This is a genomic window from Wolbachia endosymbiont (group A) of Nomada flava, from assembly GCF_964027055.1.
GTDB lineage: Bacteria > Pseudomonadota > Alphaproteobacteria > Rickettsiales > Anaplasmataceae > Wolbachia > Wolbachia pipientis.
This window is the reverse complement of record NZ_OZ034725.1, coordinates 1,036,000-1,052,032: the sequence shown is the minus strand read 5'-3', so window position 1 is coordinate 1,052,032 and position 16,033 is coordinate 1,036,000. Positions and strand designations below refer to the sequence as shown.

Below are 16,033 nucleotides of genomic sequence, written 5' to 3'. Positions count from 1 at the left end.
TTTTAAATTTTCTTCTCAATATAGCCTGAATACCATTTTTCTGCATAATACTTTGCACTGTTTTTAAGTTGCAACTTTTACCCAAAGCCTTTAATTCAGCATGAATTTTAGGAGCTCCATATCTACATTTAGAAGCTTGATATATTTTTTGAATATCTGCTAATAACTCTTTATTTGCTGATTCTCTACTGCTTATTTTCCTTGTAGTCCACTTATAGTAGCCACTAGCAGAAAACCCTACATAATTCCTGCACTTTATAGTGTTTACTATGCTCTTTTATGAAAAAATATTTTACTCTTTTTGACTGGCCAGGGCTTTTTTTAAAATGTCTCTTTCTCTTGTTACTTTTGCTAACTCTTTCTGTAAATCAAATCTCTCTTTGTCATAAGGTGCTACATCTGGAAATGCATTTGCCGCTGACTTTTTTTCGTTATATTTCTTCATCCATTTTCCTAATACACTATCCCTTATTCCTAGATCTCTTGCTACTTTTGCAACTGGTTGACCTACCTTTCTTTGTTCATTTGCCAGCTTAACAGCTTCCAATTTGAATTCTGCCGTATATTCTCTTACCATTTCTAATCCTCCAAAATTTTATTTTACCCGAAAAAACTCCTTTCTTTCTCTCCACTTTTTCTGGGTAAGGTCAGAGTTTTTTTACCTAATTTTAGTGAATGAAACCTCTCTCCTTTTCTGCAATATCCGTATGGGTAGTCTTCTGTATTGTCTATCCCAGATTCATCAATATATACAAGATTATCACGATGTTTTGTCGCTATAACCCTTGCAAATTGAGCTCGCTTTTCTTCATTTCTTTCTTTATATCCGTAGGTCTTTTTTTCTTGTAAATCCAATATTTTTAAGTGCGCGGTGAATCATTTGTCGACTCCAGAGTTTGGCCATCTCTGACTGAGTCTTGCCACCATGGTTTTTTGCAAATTCGGTGAAGACATTCCAGTCGGTAATTTTATGCTACGCTTCCAGGCTTTTTTGACTGAAAATCTCCCGTTTCCTCACGCCTTTTCTGCCACTCATATAAAGTCGTTTTTCCAATTTTAAATCTCTTGGCAACAGTTGCTCTACTTTCTCCTTCATCCAATGCTTCCATTGCTTTTTTCCTTAAGTCGTAACTATACGCTGCTGGCATACAAACCCCTCTACCATAAATCCATTCTTACCTTATTTGGGTTATTATGAGAAGAGCTATAACTCTATGGGAGGGAAGCAAAATCTGGGATTCGGCCTTAATGGCATTAGCGTCGCATCAGCTTCACCCTCCCTGTGAGGTATTTTAGCTCTAATGCCTCACATCATAAAGATACAAGTGTCAAGCTACTTGGATGACAGGGGAGGGAGGCACTGGGATGACAGGAGAAGGTAGTGGGATGACACCCTGACAACCGTCATCCCGCTGCTTGTTAGCGGGATCTAGAGATACCGCGAATGAATCGCGGCATGACGTAGGACTGCTTTCATTCCAGTGCTTGACACTGGAATCCAGCCTTTCTGCAATCTCATCGAAAACGTTGTAACCACTTTCTATGCTAGTTTGCTTGTGAGCAACCTGGATTCCAGTGTCAAGCACTGGAATGACACCGTTATAAAGGAACCAGTGTCAGCTACTTGAATGACACAGTCTTTGCTTAAACCCGTAACGTTCGTACATTTTGCTAAAAGTTCAAATATCAACATCATGCACGTTGAGTGCATTGCTATTAATAAAATCACGGCGTGGTTCAACTATATCACCCATTAGTATTGAAAATATGGAATCAGCTTCTTCACAATCTTTTATTTCAACCTTTAGTAAAGTTCTAGCCTCAGGATTTAACGTAGTATCCCATAGCTGATCAGCATTCATTTCACCAAGACCTTTAAATCTCTGCAGAGTTAAACCCTTTTTACCATAGTCTATTATTATTTTTGCAAGCGTACTTGGAGAAGTGATTCTTATTTCAGTTTCTTGTGATTTTAAAAATGAATCACCATTAAATAAATTACTTATACCATCAAGCAAACTTAATATGTTTTGCATATCTTTGCCTTCAAGCATACTAAGTGCAAATATATATTTGTCTGCCAATCCTTGAAACAATTTAGAGATGTGAATTTCTTTTTCTTCATCTTTTATTTCCACTTCCCAAGTATATTCGCTGTACATTAACTTCAAATACTTTAATATATCATCAGCCGATGATAGAGCATTCTTTTTGCTTAAAATTAGCAATGACTCTAAGAGATTTTGTGGTATCTCTCTATCATAATTTTTGCTAATATTAGAAATGCTAACGCATTTATTCAAAATAAGGCGCAAATCGTTAAATTCTGTAGCTGTACTACTTAGTGTTAATCTTTTAACTGCTGAGTTTATTATATACTCTTCAAAAGTTTCGTCATCTTTAATATAAGTGTCTTTAGCATTCTTTGTAACTTTATAGAGGGGTGGCTGTGCTATGTATAAGTAGCCTTTTTCAATAACTTCACGCATGTGTCTAAAAAAGAAAGTCAGAATCAAAGTTCTTATATGTGAACCATCAACATCTGCATCTGTCATGATGATAATTTTATGATATCTAGCTTTTTCAATATCGAAGTGTTCACTCCCTATTCCAGCACCAATTGCAGTAATTAAAGAGCCTATTTCTGCAGATGAAAAAATACGATCTAAACTTACACGTTCTACGTTTAGAATTTTTCCTCTTAAGGCAAGCACTGCTTGTGTTTTACGATTACGCCCCTGCTTTGCAGTACCACCTGCTGAATTACCCTCTACTATAAATAATTCCGATAACTCAGGAGCTTTTTCCTGACAATCAGCAAGCTTTCCTGGCAGAGTTGCAATATCAATATTGTTTTTGCTTTTAACTAGCTCTCGTGCTTTTCTTGCGGCTTCTCTTCCTTTTGCTGACCTAATTGCTCTTTCTACTATGCTTGCCGCCAATTTGGGATCAGTTTCAAGGATTGTGCTCAATTTATCAGAAACTATACTTTCTACAACTGCACGTGCTTCAGAACTAACTAGTTTATCTTTTGTTTGTGAAGAAAACTTAGGGTCAGGCATCTTGAGAGATAAAACACAAGTTAAACCTTCTCTAACGTCCTCTCCAGTTAAATTTACTTTTGCTTTCTTTAAAAACCCTTCATTAGTTGCATAGTTATTGATACATCTAGTTAGTGCAGATCTAAATCCTGCCAAATGCGTACCACCATCTCGTTGTCTTATATTATTTGTGAAGCATAACATATGTTCATAGTAGGAATCATTCCATTCCATCGATATTTCCAAGCTGATGCCGAGATCTTCTGCATCTCCTTTCATACTGGCAATTTTAGTTACATGTGTCTTATTCTTATCTAAGTACCGCACAAAATTCGCTGTACCAAAATTGTCTTTAGATTGATTGCTCTGATTGAAATGAGATTCTATATATGGTTCATTGCGCAGATCACGTAAAGTAATGTCGATATTTGAATTTAAAAATGCTAATTCTCTTATACGACTTTCAAGCGTTGAGTAACTGAAATTAATGCCATTAAAAGTCTCTGTTGATGGCATGAACGTGACTTTAGTTCCTCTTTTATTTGTATTTTCGTTGACTACCTTTAAAGGTTCAATAGACTCACCATCTTCAAAACGTATAAAATGTTCTTTCTTATTGCGCCAAATAGTTAATTCCAACCAGCTTGATAATGCATTCACAACTGAGATTCCAACACCATGTAATCCCCCAGAAACTTTATAGGTATTACTGTCAAATTTACCACCAGCATGGAGTTGAGTCATTATTACCTCTGCTGCTGATATTCCTTCTTCTTCATGAATGTCAGTTGGAATGCCACGACCATTGTCGGTTACTGATACTGAACCATCTTTATTTATGCTAACTTCAATTTTATCACAATATCCAGCTAAAGATTCATCTATTGCGTTATCAACAACCTCATATACCATGTGGTGCAAGCCAGATCCATCGTCAGTGTCACCAATGTACATACCTGGACGTTTTCTTACAGCATCAAGACCCCTTAAGATTTTTATTGCATCGGCATTATAACTATTTTCCATTAGATTGCTTCATTTATACACGTTAATTGATGTTACATTCAGATATACTAGTTAGCAACATTTTTAAACTGATAACCCATATTAAAAGCACAATTTTACGAGTATCTGTTCAGATGCATGGCTAATGCTGAAACAAAAATTCCAGTGCTCCCTTTCTTGTCATCCCAGTGCTTGACACTGGGATCCAGATTGGGCACTAAGTTGGTAAACACGAAAGCGCTTTACAACGTTTTTGATGAAACTGTGCAAAAGGACTGGATGCCAGTGTCACGCACTGGCATGACACCCATTTGTTCCTATAGTTGTCTTTTCTCGTCTACCTTATTTTGCCACTCTGCTCAACAGATACCTTTACGAACGTTTATTTTTGAAGACAGCAAATAGTGTCATTCCAATGTACCTTCCCGGTGGAGATTGAATTATAATGCTCATGCAGTTGCGTGCTCGACTAATTAACAGAAAAACCTATAATTCAGTTTACGTATTTTCTTATCTCAGCCAAAATCTTATCAGATTGACTTTCGTCTGAATTTAAATCAGCTGCAAAGTGTGTAACATATTTTCCTCCAGGGCCAATAAGATATATTATTGAAGAATGGTTGATTTCTTCTTCTCCGTCTACTTTGCTTGCATATACTTTATATTTTGCAACTACTTCGTTTATTTTTTCTCTTTCACCAGTTAACATTTGTATTCTATGGTCAAATTGCTGCTGAAATTCTTTAAGTCTTTCCGTGCTATCGCGCTCAGGATCAACTGTGATGAAGAATGTTTGTAGCTTGTTGTTAGTTTTCTCATCTAACTTTGCAAGTGTTTCTGAAATTATTCCAAGGTTCATAGGGCAAATTCTTTTGCATGAGGAAAACCCAAAGAAAATCATCATGTATTTATCTTTAAAATCACTACTGCGCAAGATCTGTCCGTCCTGATTAATTAAAGAAAAATCTCCGCCTATCTTAACTTCTGCGTTGTGAATCGCTGCTGGGGCAAATATGCCTTTTTTAGTGAAATAACAATAACCTAAAAAAACAACTATTAATGCTGCTAGCACATTAGATAACAATCTTATAAACCTTACCATTAGAATGCTCTCAGTAAAATTAAATTGTATCTTTATTAGTTGACCTATTCAATATATTTATTCCAAAGTGTATTGTTAATTTTGTCTAACAGTTTCTTATGTTCATCAATTTCTTCACTATTTGGTAAATGTTCTCTGGGAGTTAGATTACGTACTTTATGCTGAACGAATGTGGAGTTACTGTCCTGATTGCATTCATTATCAAACAGAAAGGTTTGTAACCCTCCTGTAAGTTCAACATATACCTTTGCAAGCAATTGAGCATCAACTAGTGCTCCGTGCAATTCTCTATTCTCTAGCGATATATCAAAACGCTTACATAATGCATTCAAAGAAGCAGGTGATCCTGCGAATTTTTTCCTCGCAAGAGGTAATGTATCTAGCACTCTGTCTGAGGAAATTAACCCAGCATTCAGCTTGCTTAACTCCATGTTAAGGAACTTAACATCGAATTCAGCGTTGTGAATTACCAAAATATCATTAGATATAAAGTCAAGAAATTCAAGTGCAACATCTGAAAATAATGGTTTATCTTCTAAAAATTCTTCACTAATACCGTGAATCTTAAACGAGTGATAAGGTATATCTCTTTCTGGGTTAAGGTACCGATGGAATACTTTACCTGTTGGAATACGATTAATTAATTCCACACACCCTATTTCAATAATTCGATGACCAGATTCAGTGTCAAGACCTGTCGTTTCAGTGTCAAGTACTATTTCGCGTAGCTTGCTTTCCATTTCAAATAAAACTCATCTTACTTGTCATTTGTCTTATCGTTACTTGTCTTTTTATAGTGAATAGAAACAAGCAACCAGCTTGGGTCTGATGAATTAACATTTTTTTTGAATTGCCATACATCCTCAACTTTATTAATAGTGGATGTACTACCTGATATGATATCCCCTTTATTATTCTTAACGAAGTTAATTTGCTCTGAAAGGAAATATGCTGCAATAAACACTACATTTTTTACTAGCTTTATTTCTAAAATCTTTTGTGAAACGATAGAAACAATGATAGACTCGTGCACCTCTTTACGATGTTTAATCTTCTCTGCAAAATTATCATATAAGTCTTTATCGAGAAGTGGTTTTAACTGAGACAAATTTCCTTGATTGAAATACTTTATTATTAATTCAAAAGCTATGCTTGAACCTTCTATAAAGTGGGAAATAGAAAAATCTTTATTTTTTTTTAATATTTGTTCATAAGTAACTTTTATTGAATTTTCATCATTGCTATCAATGTAACCCTCAATGTTTTCTACTACGTCTTCTCTACTTCGGCTTACATCCAATACACTAGTTAGCTTTTTTAGGTTGAGGTTGGCTGATCTTCCTAAAGAATTATACAAACGTGAAAAAATGAACGCCGCTAATAAAGCATATATTACAAGCTCTATCATAGTAACTCAACTCCTTGGCATATAAAGTATCCGAACATTATTAATTATTAATGAAAATATGTTTTTCATATCAACTTATAATCAGGTTTGCTATTCGTTTGTAAATGAATATATTATATAAGAAAGTATTAAATATCTCAACTTAATTAAAGGAGACGTAAGAAATGCCACAACAAAAAATGAGAATTCACGGTCAATATGTTAAAGATCTGTCATTTGAGAATCCGAATTCGCCATTCCTTTCTTCTAGTAAAGCTCCAGATATTAATGTAATGGTTAATATCAATTCAGCAAAATTAGAAGGGACGAAAAACAAAGAAGAAATGAATGAAGAAAAATCTTTCCATGAAATTACTTTACATATAGAAGTCAGAGCAACAGTAAAAGATGAAGGTATAAAAGATGGTGTAGCTTTCATTTGTGAGACGAAATATTGTGGTATTTTTTCAATAGAAAATTTAAAAGAGTTGAGTGAAGAAGAGGTAAGACGAGCTTTGTTTATTGGCGGACCTACTTTTCTTTTCCCTTTTGCAAGAGAAATAATTGCAAGAGTTACAAGTAGTGGTGGATTTCCCCCACTGATGCTAGATCCTATGGATTTTGAAACTATGTATGAGCAGCAAGGTCAACAACAAAAAAGTAACGGTAGTAATTCCAATTTTAACTAATACAGTGTAATATATAGCTGAAAATAGCTGTGCTACTGAGGTACCAAAGGAGGAAATATCTGAAATGAAGCAGAATATGCATAATAATTTTGAATGTGATCTATATATCCAGTTGTCATCCAAATGTACTTCATCCTTGTCATCCAGGTGCAAATTATTCTTGTCATCCCAGTGCGTGACACTGGGATCTAGTTCACAACTGTACGAACGTTGCAATGTGACACGATGTTGCATAATAAATGATGTCATTCCAGTGCGTGACACTGGAATCCAGTTCTTATTATACAGCTATCTGGTGTACTTATTTAAAATTAAGTTTTCTGGATCTCAGTGCCAAAGCACTGGGATGACACCCTTCCTGGCGGAGATTATTCTCAAATCACAATGTTCGTACAGTTGTGGATCCAGTTTCGTTGTTCAATTTCATCAAAAGTGTTGTATAGCGTGCTTATTTGCAATCAAATTTTCTGGATCCCAGTGTCTGGGCACTGGGATGACATTGGTAGTTATGCTTACTCTACTGCAACACGGGACGTTCGTACAGTTGTGTGTCATGCACTGGAATGACATCATTAGTTGATTTTTCACTTAAAAATGGTTATGCAGGATGAATAATTCTTTAAACGCAAAAACGACTTTAAACATTGACAGGAAGTCATACAACTATTTTAGCCTAAGTAGTGCTAGTGAATTTTTAGGAATAGATGTGACTAAATTGCCCTGCTCACTTAAGGTTCTGCTTGAAAATTTATTGCGCAATGAAGATGGAGTAAACGTAAAGCTGGATGACATAAGAGTACTAGCAGACTGCGTTAATAAACACACTAATCACGAAATTAGCTATAAACCAGCAAGGGTGTTGATGCAAGATTTTACAGGGGTTCCTGCTGTTGTTGATTTAGCTTCAATGCGGAGTTATGTTAAGAAAAATGGAGGAAACCCGAGCAATATAAATCCGTCTGTACCGGTTGACCTTGTGATTGACCATTCTGTTCAAGTAGATAGTTATGGAAGTGTTTCCGCATTCAGTAAGAATGTTGAGCTAGAAGTAAAAAGAAATTTGGAGAGATATCAATTTTTAAAGTGGGGGGAATCGTCCTTCACAAATTTTAGAGTAGTGCCGCCTGGCACAGGGATTTGCCACCAAGTGAATCTTGAGTATTTAGCGCAAGTTGTATGTAATAAGGATGGAGTCATATATCCTGACACTTTAGTTGGTACTGACAGCCATACTACAATGGTTAACGGATTATCAGTCCTTGGTTGGGGTGTTGGAGGCATAGAAGCTGAATCTGTGATGCTTGGTCAACCAATTAGTATGGTGATTCCAGAAGTAGTTGGATTTAAATTAATTGGCAGATTGTCGGAAGGAGTAACTGCGACTGATTTAGTGCTGACAGTTACCAATATCCTAAGAACAAAAGGCGTTGTTGGTAAGTTTGTAGAATTTTATGGTGATGGTTTAGATTATTTATCTTTGGCAGATAGAGCCACTATAGCAAACATGGCCCCAGAGTATGGTGCAACTTGTGGGTTTTTTCCAATTGATCAGAAAACACTCGATTATTTACATTTAACAGGGCGACCAGAAAAGCTGATTAAGTTAGTTGAGGCTTATGCGAAAGAGCAAGGATTGTGGCGTGGCAATAATGAGTTAGCATTTTTTGACGCACTAGAACTTGATTTATCAAGCGTGAAGCCAGTAATGGCTGGTCCCAAAAGACCACAAGATAAAGTTTTTCTTTCACAAGTGGCAGAGTCTTTTTCTAAATCATTTTCAGTTAATGAGTCAAAGGAAAACGATAAACTCCAAGATGGAAGTGTAGTTATTGCAGCAATAACAAGCTGCACTAACACCTCAAATCCAAGTGTAATGATTGCTGCAGGTCTTGTAGCTCGTAATGCAATTAAACTTGGATTAAAATCAAAGCCTTGGGTTAAAACTTCTCTTGCTCCAGGCTCACAAGTTGTAACAGAATATTTAGAAAAGTCTGGATTGCAGGTAGATCTAAATGCTCTGGGCTTTAATTTAGTTGGATATGGTTGCACAACTTGCATTGGGAATTCTGGTCCACTTAATAAAGATATAGAAGATGGCATTAAAAACAAAAACTTAACCGTTGCTGCAGTTTTATCTGGCAATCGTAACTTTGAAGGAAGAATTCATCCGTTAGTCAAAGCTAATTACTTGGCATCTCCGCCACTTGTTGTTGCATATGCACTTGCTGGTACTGTGCAAACTGATTTGACAAAAGATTCAATATGCAAAGATAAGAATGGAAATGATGTCTATCTCAAAGATATATGGCCAACAAACAATGAAATCGAAGATTGCGTTAAAAGTGTGGTAACACGTGAGATGTTCATACAAAAGTATAAGGATGTTTTTTCTGGTGATGAACATTGGCGAAAGATAAAGTGTGAAAAAAGTGAAATCTATAATTGGGATGCAAACAGCACTTACATACAAGATCCGCCCTATTTTGATAATTTATCACCTAAAAATAATAAAATCGATATAAAAGGTGCACAAATATTGGCAATGTTTGGCGATAGCGTAACCACTGATCACATTTCCCCTGCTGGAAATATTGCCTCAAGTAGTCCTGCAGGTATATATTTAAAAAATCTTGGGATTGAGCCACAGGACTTTAATTCGTATGGATCTCGTCGTGGTAACCACAATGTAATGATGCGTGGGACTTTTGCTAACATTAGAATAAAAAATGAAATGGTTAGCACCGAAGGTGGATATACAAAATATATTCCTTCTCAGGAAATTATGTCAATTTTCGATGCAGCAATGTGCTACAAGGAAGCTCTCATCATTGTGGCAGGAAAGGAGTATGGCACAGGTTCAAGTAGGGATTGGGCAGCAAAGGGTACTTTATTGTTGGGGATTAAAGTTGTAATTGCAGAAAGCTTTGAGCGTATACATAGGTCCAACTTGGTCGGCATGGGTGTTCTTCCACTTATATTCCAAAATGGAATAACCAGAAAGATATTTGATGGTAGCGAGGTAATAAGCATAAAAGGTGAAATAGTGCCAGGTGGAAATCTAGAATGCATCATCAAAAGAAAGGATAATTCAAAGCAATCAATTCAACTCAAATGCTGTGTACAAACCGCAACTGAGACTAAATACTTGATGTGTGGTGGAGTGTTGAGCTACATACTTGCACAATCCTTTTGATTTAGTGAAGTTATTACATGGACTTCTTTTAGCCAGCCCTGGTCCCTTCATAAATAACAATTTGCTCTGCGCAAAGTTATGATATAATTTCACCATACATATGGTGTCAGAGTATTTTTTGGAGATAATTATATATGATAAGCTCTATACAAGAACCTAATGAACTCAGAAAACGTTTACAAGGGTTTTATCGTACTGATGAAAAGAGTTATATACGTTATCTTGTAGAAAAAGCAGAGCTTTCAGCTGATTCAAAAAGTAGAATTTATAATATTGCAAAACAAGTTATTGAAAAAATCAAACACAATAAATTAAGTATTGTAGATTCCTTTATGCAGCAATACTCGCTTTCCAATGATGAAGGAATAGCATTGATGTGCCTTGCTGAATCGCTACTTAGAATACCAGATGATTATACAATAGACGAAATAATCAAAGATAAAATTGCCAATCAGGAATGGAATAAATATTTAGGGCACTCTTCTTTGTTGTTTGTTAATGCTTCCACATGGAGCTTGATGATAGGTAGCAGTATATTGAGAGATAATGAAGGCGATTCGAAGTTCTATTACGCAATTTCTAAGTTACTTAAGAATTTAGGAGAACCGATCATTCGCAAAGCAGTAAAACAAGCAATGTCTATGCTTGGTAATCATTTTGTTGTTGGAGAAACCATAGAAGAAGCTTTAAGGTACGCAAAACTAGATGACAATAGTAAGTTTTTATACTCTTTTGATATGCTCGGTGAAGCTGCTCACACAGCTGAGGATGCAGAAGAGTATTTTAATTCATATATGCATTCAATAAAAGCTATAGGTGAATCCACTGAAATAAATGATTGTTTTAAATCCCATGGAATTTCAATCAAACTTTCTGCTTTACACCCACGTTATGAATTTAGTCAATTTGGCCGAATTGCTGGTGAGATATTCACTAAGGTTTTAGAGCTCTGCCGCGAGGCAAAAAAATACAACATTTCACTATGCATAGACGCAGAAGAAACAGAAAGGCTTGAAATTTCCTTAATCTTGTTTGAACAATTACGGCTTGATGAATCACTTTCTGAGTGGGAAGGGCTCGGCTTGGCTGTACAAGCATATCAAAAACGTGCTTTGTCTGCTCTTGACTTTGTAGAGGATGTTGCTATTCGATCAAATCATAAAATTATGGTGAGGCTTGTAAAAGGTGCATATTGGGATTCAGAAATCAAGCGTACGCAAGAATTGGGATTAGAGGTTGTCCGGAAACAAGTAAATTCAAGCATATTCCCTCTTTAACATAACCCTACTCATAGCTAGGTATATGAAATTCTCAGTGGATGTTGTGAGTAAATCATACTCCTTCGATAGCCTTCTATTCCTATTAACCCAAGCAAAAGTCCTTTCTACAACCCATCTTCTTGGCTGTACTTTAAACCCTTGTTCTCTTGTTGGTAGTAGCTCAGGTGGCGTATCTTTGTGCACCCAAAATCTACATGGAGGCCTTTTAACAATTTCAATATCTATGTCATATTCTTCCTTTATGTGATTCTTTAAATTTCTTCCTTGGTATCCCATGTCAGCCCACATTTTTTTAACTTTAGTATATTTTGTTCTCATATTGTTTAATGCTATTTTAATACCATCTCTATCATTTTCGTTAGCAGCGCCTACGTAACAACCTAGTATAAAACCCTGAGTGTCTGTAATTATATGCCTTTTTCTACCCTTTACTTTTTTACTTCCATCATAGCCTTTGATCCCCCCTTTTCTGTAGTCTTTACAGATTGACTATCTACTATACAGGCACTCGGCTGCTCATTCCTTCCTATTTTTCTTCTACTATATTTCATAATTCATTTTCTCAAAAATTCCCTGCTTCTTCCATTGCCTGAACTGCTCATACACAGTCTTCCATAGCGGAAAATCATTTGGTAAATACCGCCATTGACACCCTGTACGCAATACATAGAAAATTGCTTCTAATATTTCTCTTTTGCTATACTTTGGCGGCCTTCCTCCTTTCTTGTATGATACTCTGAAGTGTTTTTCTATTCTTGCCCATTCCCTTTCGCTTAGATCTGTTGGATACTTTTTTCTCATCTTTACCCCGTACTAAAATTTCAGATATTATAGCCTTTTACTTGTTTCCGGACAACCTCTAAATGATTACTCAGTATTTACAAGAAAAAGCTATACTGACGTATCTTACCTCGTGTGCGCACAGAAACTTTTGAGTAAACCAAACAGCTTTTACCCATGCTTTGGAACTCATAACGTCTATACTTTTGCTTCTATTATGGAACTTGCTGATAAAAACCACCCTGGATTTGAATTTCAACGCTTACATGGAATGGCAAAAGACTTATATGATTATGCAATGTCAGAGCTTGCAACAAATGTTAGCTGTCGTGTCTACGCACCCGTTGGGGAACATAGTGACTTGTTGCCTTATCTTATAAGACGCCTTCTTGAAAATGGAGCTAATAGTTCGTTTGTTAATCAAATAAGTGATCCTAACGTTAAAATCGATGAGTTAATTTCAGATCCACTGGAAAAAGCTATAAATTTTAATTATGAACCTCATCCAGGCATTCCATTACCACAAGATATTTTGGGACTAGAAAGAAAAAATTCCTTGGGGATGGATATTAGTGATTCTGTGATAGTCTCACAATTTGCAGATGATATAAAGGGTTTTAGTGAAAAAAAGTGGCAAGTTGGACCAATAATTGATGGAAAAGCACTATTTGACAGTGCTGAATTTATCGAAGTAGTGAATCCTGCACATTTGGAAAATGTAATTGGAGAAGTGTCAAGTGCAACAAGCGATCAAGCTTTAAACGCTCTTGAAATAGCACATAGTGCTTTTACTAAGTGGCAGAATGTTTCAGCAGTAGAGCGCGCTAAATACCTCGAAAAAGCTGCAGATTTGCTTGAGGAAAGGATGAAAGAGTTAATTTACATTCTGATTGTGGAAGCAGGAAAAATTTTATCCGATGCAATAGCAGAAGTAAGGGAAGCAATTGACTTTCTGCGTTATTATGCAATGATAGCAAAGAATGAACTGAGCGACTGGAAAAAATTGCCAGGTCCAACAGGTGAAGATAACTTCATCTTTTTTGAAGGCAGGGGAGTTTTCTTATGCATATCACCATGGAATTTTCCACTTGCTATTTTTCTTGGGCAGGTTTCAGCTGCACTTGCAGCAGGTAACACGGTGCTTGCAAAACCGGCAGAGCAAACGCCGATTATTGCCTATGAAGCTGTTAAGATACTACACGAAGCTGGGATACCAAAAAATGTGTTACACCTCATTCCTGGGGATGGTGGATATTTAGGCAAAATATTAGTTCCAGACAATAGAATTGCCGGAGTAGCTTTTACTGGCTCAACACAAACTGCTCAAATAATCAATAAAATGCTTGCAAATAGGGATGGTCCTATCGTACCACTTATTGCTGAAACAGGAGGGCTCAATGCTATGATAGTTGATAGCTCTGCTCTTTTAGAGCAAGTGGCTATGGATGTTGTACTTTCTGCGTTTCGCAGCGCCGGCCAACGCTGTTCTGCACTTAGAGTGCTGTTTATTCAAGAGGACATAGCAGAGAAGCAGATAAAAATGATATGCGGTGCAGCGCAAGAACTCAAGATTGGTGACCCAATACAACTTAGTACTGATATTGGTCCAATAATTGACAAAGCATCTATCGATATGCTAACTCAACATACGCAAAAAATGTCAGAGGACGGAGATTCAAATCTGTTATTTAAAGTACCCATGGATACAAATTCTCATAATGGTTATTTCTTTCCTACATATATTTATGAGATACAAAAAATTTCGCAATTAAAGCAAGAAGTATTTGGTCCTATTTTACATATCATACGTTTTAACAAGTCACAATTAAATGAAGTTATAAGTGATATAAATAGTACTGGATATGGACTCACGTTTTCTTTGCAGAGTCGTATACAAAGTCAAATTGACACTATAAGTAAAAAAATATCAGTTGGAAATGTCTACATCAACTGTAACCAGATAGGTGCAGCAGTTGGGATACAACCATTTGGTGGTAGAGGACTATCTGGCACTGGGCCAAAAGCTGGTGGTCCTCATTATTTACAGCGTTTTTCTACAGAAAAAGTTGTAAGTGTTAACACTACAGCATTTGGTGGTAACACTACACTTATGTGTTTGGATTAATTTGCGGGCCATAATTTTTCTTACCCCTAAACTAGACGTTCGTGCAGACAGCGCTAAAATCCGAAAAGGACCAGTTCATGCACTGAAATAAATCGTATCCGTTCAGCCAATGGCGTCAACTTAAGAACTTTCATTAGCAAACCCTCCTAAAGACATGATGGCGTTTAGGCTTATCTACTTTATTGCGGCTGTCCTGGTCGGATCTTAACTTTAGCGCGTATACTTAAAAAGGGCTTGAAAGTTTTTTGGCGCAATAAGTACCTGATAGAGTTTCTGCCTCATTACACCAAATAAAACTGAAAAATTTAAACGATACTCAGTAATTTGATCTGGGTTCCAAGGCCCTTGTGCATCACACATATGAAGCGATAATATATTGCACATGACCAAGTTTGCCCAAAATTCTTGTATACAGCCTCTCCAGAAAAATTCTCTAACTCTGCTCCTACTTTGAGTCGTTTCCTCTATGTGCCACCTTAACACATCAGCTTTGCTCCAAAGTCTCGGTCAAAAGCTCTGTTTCTCAGTTGGCTAATGTCAGCACTATAACTCTTACTTTCTGTCCTTTCATTTTATTTTTTAGCTTTTCATTTTCTAATATAAAATCAAAATCTAATTCGCCAGCGTTCCCATAGCTTACTATAATTTCTTTTTTGCAAGCGAAAAATAAAATCTACTTCCAAATCATAATGCTGCTGAATGAATTTTACTGAAGACGATCATAGATAAATAATAATTTCTCTTGATTTAATAAACGCATTTGAGTGATAACTTCGGGTAATTGCTCTGCCGCCAACGTTTGTTCACCTATATTCCAAGCTGCAAGACGAGCACTACAAATCAGCGAAGTACACAAATCAACAAACAAATTGCCAATGGTGCCTGTTGTTCCATTTGGTTCAAACTCGGATACAATTTCCCCAGAGCTGGGTACCAGAACCATCTGCTGCAATAAGTCTATAGCCTCTCCAACTCAGGTTCATCCTGATAGGCTGTTTGGATGCTTAAATTCTTGAAAGCCTGTATGGCAAATCTTATACCTTGCTTTAGAAAAAGCTTGCTTTGAGGGTACATGTCAATGGCTCCATAAGTTCACATTCTATTCCCAAACTTTTTTTAACTAACTTTAAAATCATAGAAAATACTGTCGAAAAAGGAAGTTTTCTTGTTCGTGTAAAACTCAACACAATGGATTTTCTGAAAAGTTTTCGAGTATATTGCATTTTTAATTTGTAAGATAAGATCTTTTCCTTTTTGCATGCCTCACCTAAAAAAGACACATTTTAAACTTTTTTGTTGCAATAAAATAGAAACAAAAGTGCTGTCCCTTGCACTCTTTGGATAATTTAATGATAAAAAATTTAGAGAGAAATTTTATACACTATCGCTGATATTTTTCCTTAAGTTGACGCCATTGTCTGAACGGTTACG

The 16,033-nt window shown here is 36.2% G+C and carries 11 protein-coding genes and 6 pseudogenes; 6 read left to right on the top strand and 11 right to left on the bottom strand.

Features of this window, described 5'->3' with window-relative positions; translation table 11 throughout:
* Nucleotides 1-64 precede the first annotated feature (64 nt).
* The 6 genes and pseudogenes from AAGD70_RS05515 to gyrB all read right to left on the bottom strand — a co-directional run.
* Nucleotides 65-145 (bottom strand): annotated as a pseudogene (locus tag AAGD70_RS05515) (hypothetical protein); the annotation flags it as partial.
* Between the two features lie 147 nt (nucleotides 146-292).
* Entirely contained in the window at nucleotides 293-577 is a 285-nt protein-coding gene (locus tag AAGD70_RS05510) for a transposase (protein ID WP_041573518.1), read from the bottom strand.
* 77 nt (nucleotides 578-654) lie between these two features.
* Nucleotides 655-1,148, bottom strand: a pseudogene (locus tag AAGD70_RS05505) (IS630 transposase-related protein); the annotation flags it as partial.
* A 180-nt stretch (nucleotides 1,149-1,328) separates the two neighbouring features.
* On the bottom strand, nucleotides 1,329-1,586 hold the full coding sequence (locus AAGD70_RS05500) for a hypothetical protein (RefSeq protein ID WP_010962372.1): 258 nt from the start codon (nucleotides 1,584-1,586) through the stop codon (nucleotides 1,329-1,331).
* Complete coding sequence (locus AAGD70_RS05495; RefSeq protein ID WP_156518035.1) at nucleotides 1,541-1,696, bottom strand: hypothetical protein; 156 nt, start codon at nucleotides 1,694-1,696, stop codon at nucleotides 1,541-1,543. The genes AAGD70_RS05500 and AAGD70_RS05495 overlap by 46 nt, the downstream gene beginning before the upstream one ends.
* Nucleotides 1,680-4,067 (bottom strand): DNA topoisomerase (ATP-hydrolyzing) subunit B, encoded by a 2,388-nt coding sequence (gene gyrB / locus AAGD70_RS05490; RefSeq protein ID WP_065095387.1) that lies wholly within the window; start codon nucleotides 4,065-4,067, stop codon nucleotides 1,680-1,682. The genes AAGD70_RS05495 and gyrB overlap by 17 nt, the downstream gene beginning before the upstream one ends.
* A 117-nt stretch (nucleotides 4,068-4,184) precedes the next feature.
* Between gyrB and AAGD70_RS05485 the strand changes: the two genes are divergently transcribed.
* On the top strand, nucleotides 4,185-4,451 hold the full coding sequence (locus tag AAGD70_RS05485) for a WPE palindromic element domain-containing protein (protein WP_341814071.1): 267 nt from the start codon (nucleotides 4,185-4,187) through the stop codon (nucleotides 4,449-4,451).
* 88 nt (nucleotides 4,452-4,539) lie between these two features.
* On the opposite strand, the gene AAGD70_RS05480 is transcribed toward AAGD70_RS05485, so the two are convergent.
* The 3 genes from AAGD70_RS05480 to AAGD70_RS05470 are packed head-to-tail and all read right to left on the bottom strand — an operon-like array spanning nucleotide 4,540 to nucleotide 6,556.
* On the bottom strand, nucleotides 4,540-5,148 hold the full coding sequence (locus AAGD70_RS05480; RefSeq protein WP_065094938.1) for an SCO family protein: 609 nt from the start codon (nucleotides 5,146-5,148) through the stop codon (nucleotides 4,540-4,542).
* A 44-nt stretch (nucleotides 5,149-5,192) separates the two neighbouring features.
* The gene (gene dnaQ, locus AAGD70_RS05475; RefSeq protein ID WP_065094937.1) at nucleotides 5,193-5,888 is read right to left on the bottom strand and encodes a DNA polymerase III subunit epsilon; all 696 of its coding nucleotides are present in this window, start codon (nucleotides 5,886-5,888) and stop codon (nucleotides 5,193-5,195) included.
* A gap of 17 nt (nucleotides 5,889-5,905) precedes the next feature.
* On the bottom strand, nucleotides 5,906-6,556 hold the full coding sequence (locus tag AAGD70_RS05470) for a Tim44/TimA family putative adaptor protein (RefSeq protein WP_065094936.1): 651 nt from the start codon (nucleotides 6,554-6,556) through the stop codon (nucleotides 5,906-5,908).
* Between the two features lie 164 nt (nucleotides 6,557-6,720).
* Here AAGD70_RS05470 and secB point away from each other — a divergent pair, with 164 nt between their 5' ends.
* The 4 genes and pseudogenes from secB to AAGD70_RS05450 form a co-directional block, all read left to right on the top strand.
* Entirely contained in the window at nucleotides 6,721-7,224 is a 504-nt protein-coding gene (secB, locus tag AAGD70_RS05465) for a protein-export chaperone SecB (RefSeq protein WP_065094935.1), read from the top strand.
* Between the two features lie 76 nt (nucleotides 7,225-7,300).
* Nucleotides 7,301-7,804 (top strand): hypothetical protein, encoded by a 504-nt coding sequence (locus tag AAGD70_RS05460; protein WP_245611052.1) that lies wholly within the window; start codon nucleotides 7,301-7,303, stop codon nucleotides 7,802-7,804.
* Nucleotides 7,805-7,831: 27 nt separating this feature from the next.
* Nucleotides 7,832-10,417, top strand: coding sequence for an aconitate hydratase AcnA (gene acnA / locus AAGD70_RS05455; RefSeq protein WP_065095386.1), 2,586 nt, complete (start codon nucleotides 7,832-7,834; stop codon nucleotides 10,415-10,417).
* A 134-nt stretch (nucleotides 10,418-10,551) separates the two neighbouring features.
* Nucleotides 10,552-11,649 (top strand): annotated as a pseudogene (locus AAGD70_RS05450) (proline dehydrogenase family protein); the annotation flags it as partial.
* A gap of 24 nt (nucleotides 11,650-11,673) precedes the next feature.
* Here the strand turns inward: AAGD70_RS05450 and AAGD70_RS05445 are convergent.
* Nucleotides 11,674-12,498, bottom strand: a pseudogene (locus AAGD70_RS05445) (IS5-like element ISWpi1 family transposase).
* A gap of 67 nt (nucleotides 12,499-12,565) precedes the next feature.
* Between AAGD70_RS05445 and putA the strand changes: the two are divergent.
* A pseudogene (gene putA, locus AAGD70_RS05440) lies at nucleotides 12,566-14,602 on the top strand (bifunctional proline dehydrogenase/L-glutamate gamma-semialdehyde dehydrogenase PutA); the annotation flags it as partial.
* A gap of 133 nt (nucleotides 14,603-14,735) precedes the next feature.
* Here putA and AAGD70_RS05435 read toward each other — a convergent pair.
* Nucleotides 14,736-15,862, bottom strand: a pseudogene (locus AAGD70_RS05435) (IS4 family transposase).
* Nucleotides 15,863-16,033 lie beyond the last annotated feature (171 nt).

Coding starts and splice junctions, on each gene's coding strand:
- gyrB (WP_065095387.1), bottom strand. CDS start 4,067: ATGGAAAATAGTTATAATGCCGATGCAATAAAAATCTTAAGGGGTCTT.
- AAGD70_RS05480 (WP_065094938.1), bottom strand. CDS start 5,148: ATGGTAAGGTTTATAAGATTGTTATCTAATGTGCTAGCAGCATTAATA.
- AAGD70_RS05470 (WP_065094936.1), bottom strand. CDS start 6,556: ATGATAGAGCTTGTAATATATGCTTTATTAGCGGCGTTCATTTTTTCA.
- AAGD70_RS05460 (WP_245611052.1), top strand. CDS start 7,301: ATGCATAATAATTTTGAATGTGATCTATATATCCAGTTGTCATCCAAA.
- dnaQ (WP_065094937.1), bottom strand. CDS start 5,888: ATGGAAAGCAAGCTACGCGAAATAGTACTTGACACTGAAACGACAGGT.
- AAGD70_RS05495 (WP_156518035.1), bottom strand. CDS start 1,696: ATGATGTTGATATTTGAACTTTTAGCAAAATGTACGAACGTTACGGGT.
- acnA (WP_065095386.1), top strand. CDS start 7,832: ATGAATAATTCTTTAAACGCAAAAACGACTTTAAACATTGACAGGAAG.
- secB (WP_065094935.1), top strand. CDS start 6,721: ATGCCACAACAAAAAATGAGAATTCACGGTCAATATGTTAAAGATCTG.
- AAGD70_RS05485 (WP_341814071.1), top strand. CDS start 4,185: ATGGCTAATGCTGAAACAAAAATTCCAGTGCTCCCTTTCTTGTCATCC.
- AAGD70_RS05510 (WP_041573518.1), bottom strand. CDS start 577: ATGGTAAGAGAATATACGGCAGAATTCAAATTGGAAGCTGTTAAGCTG.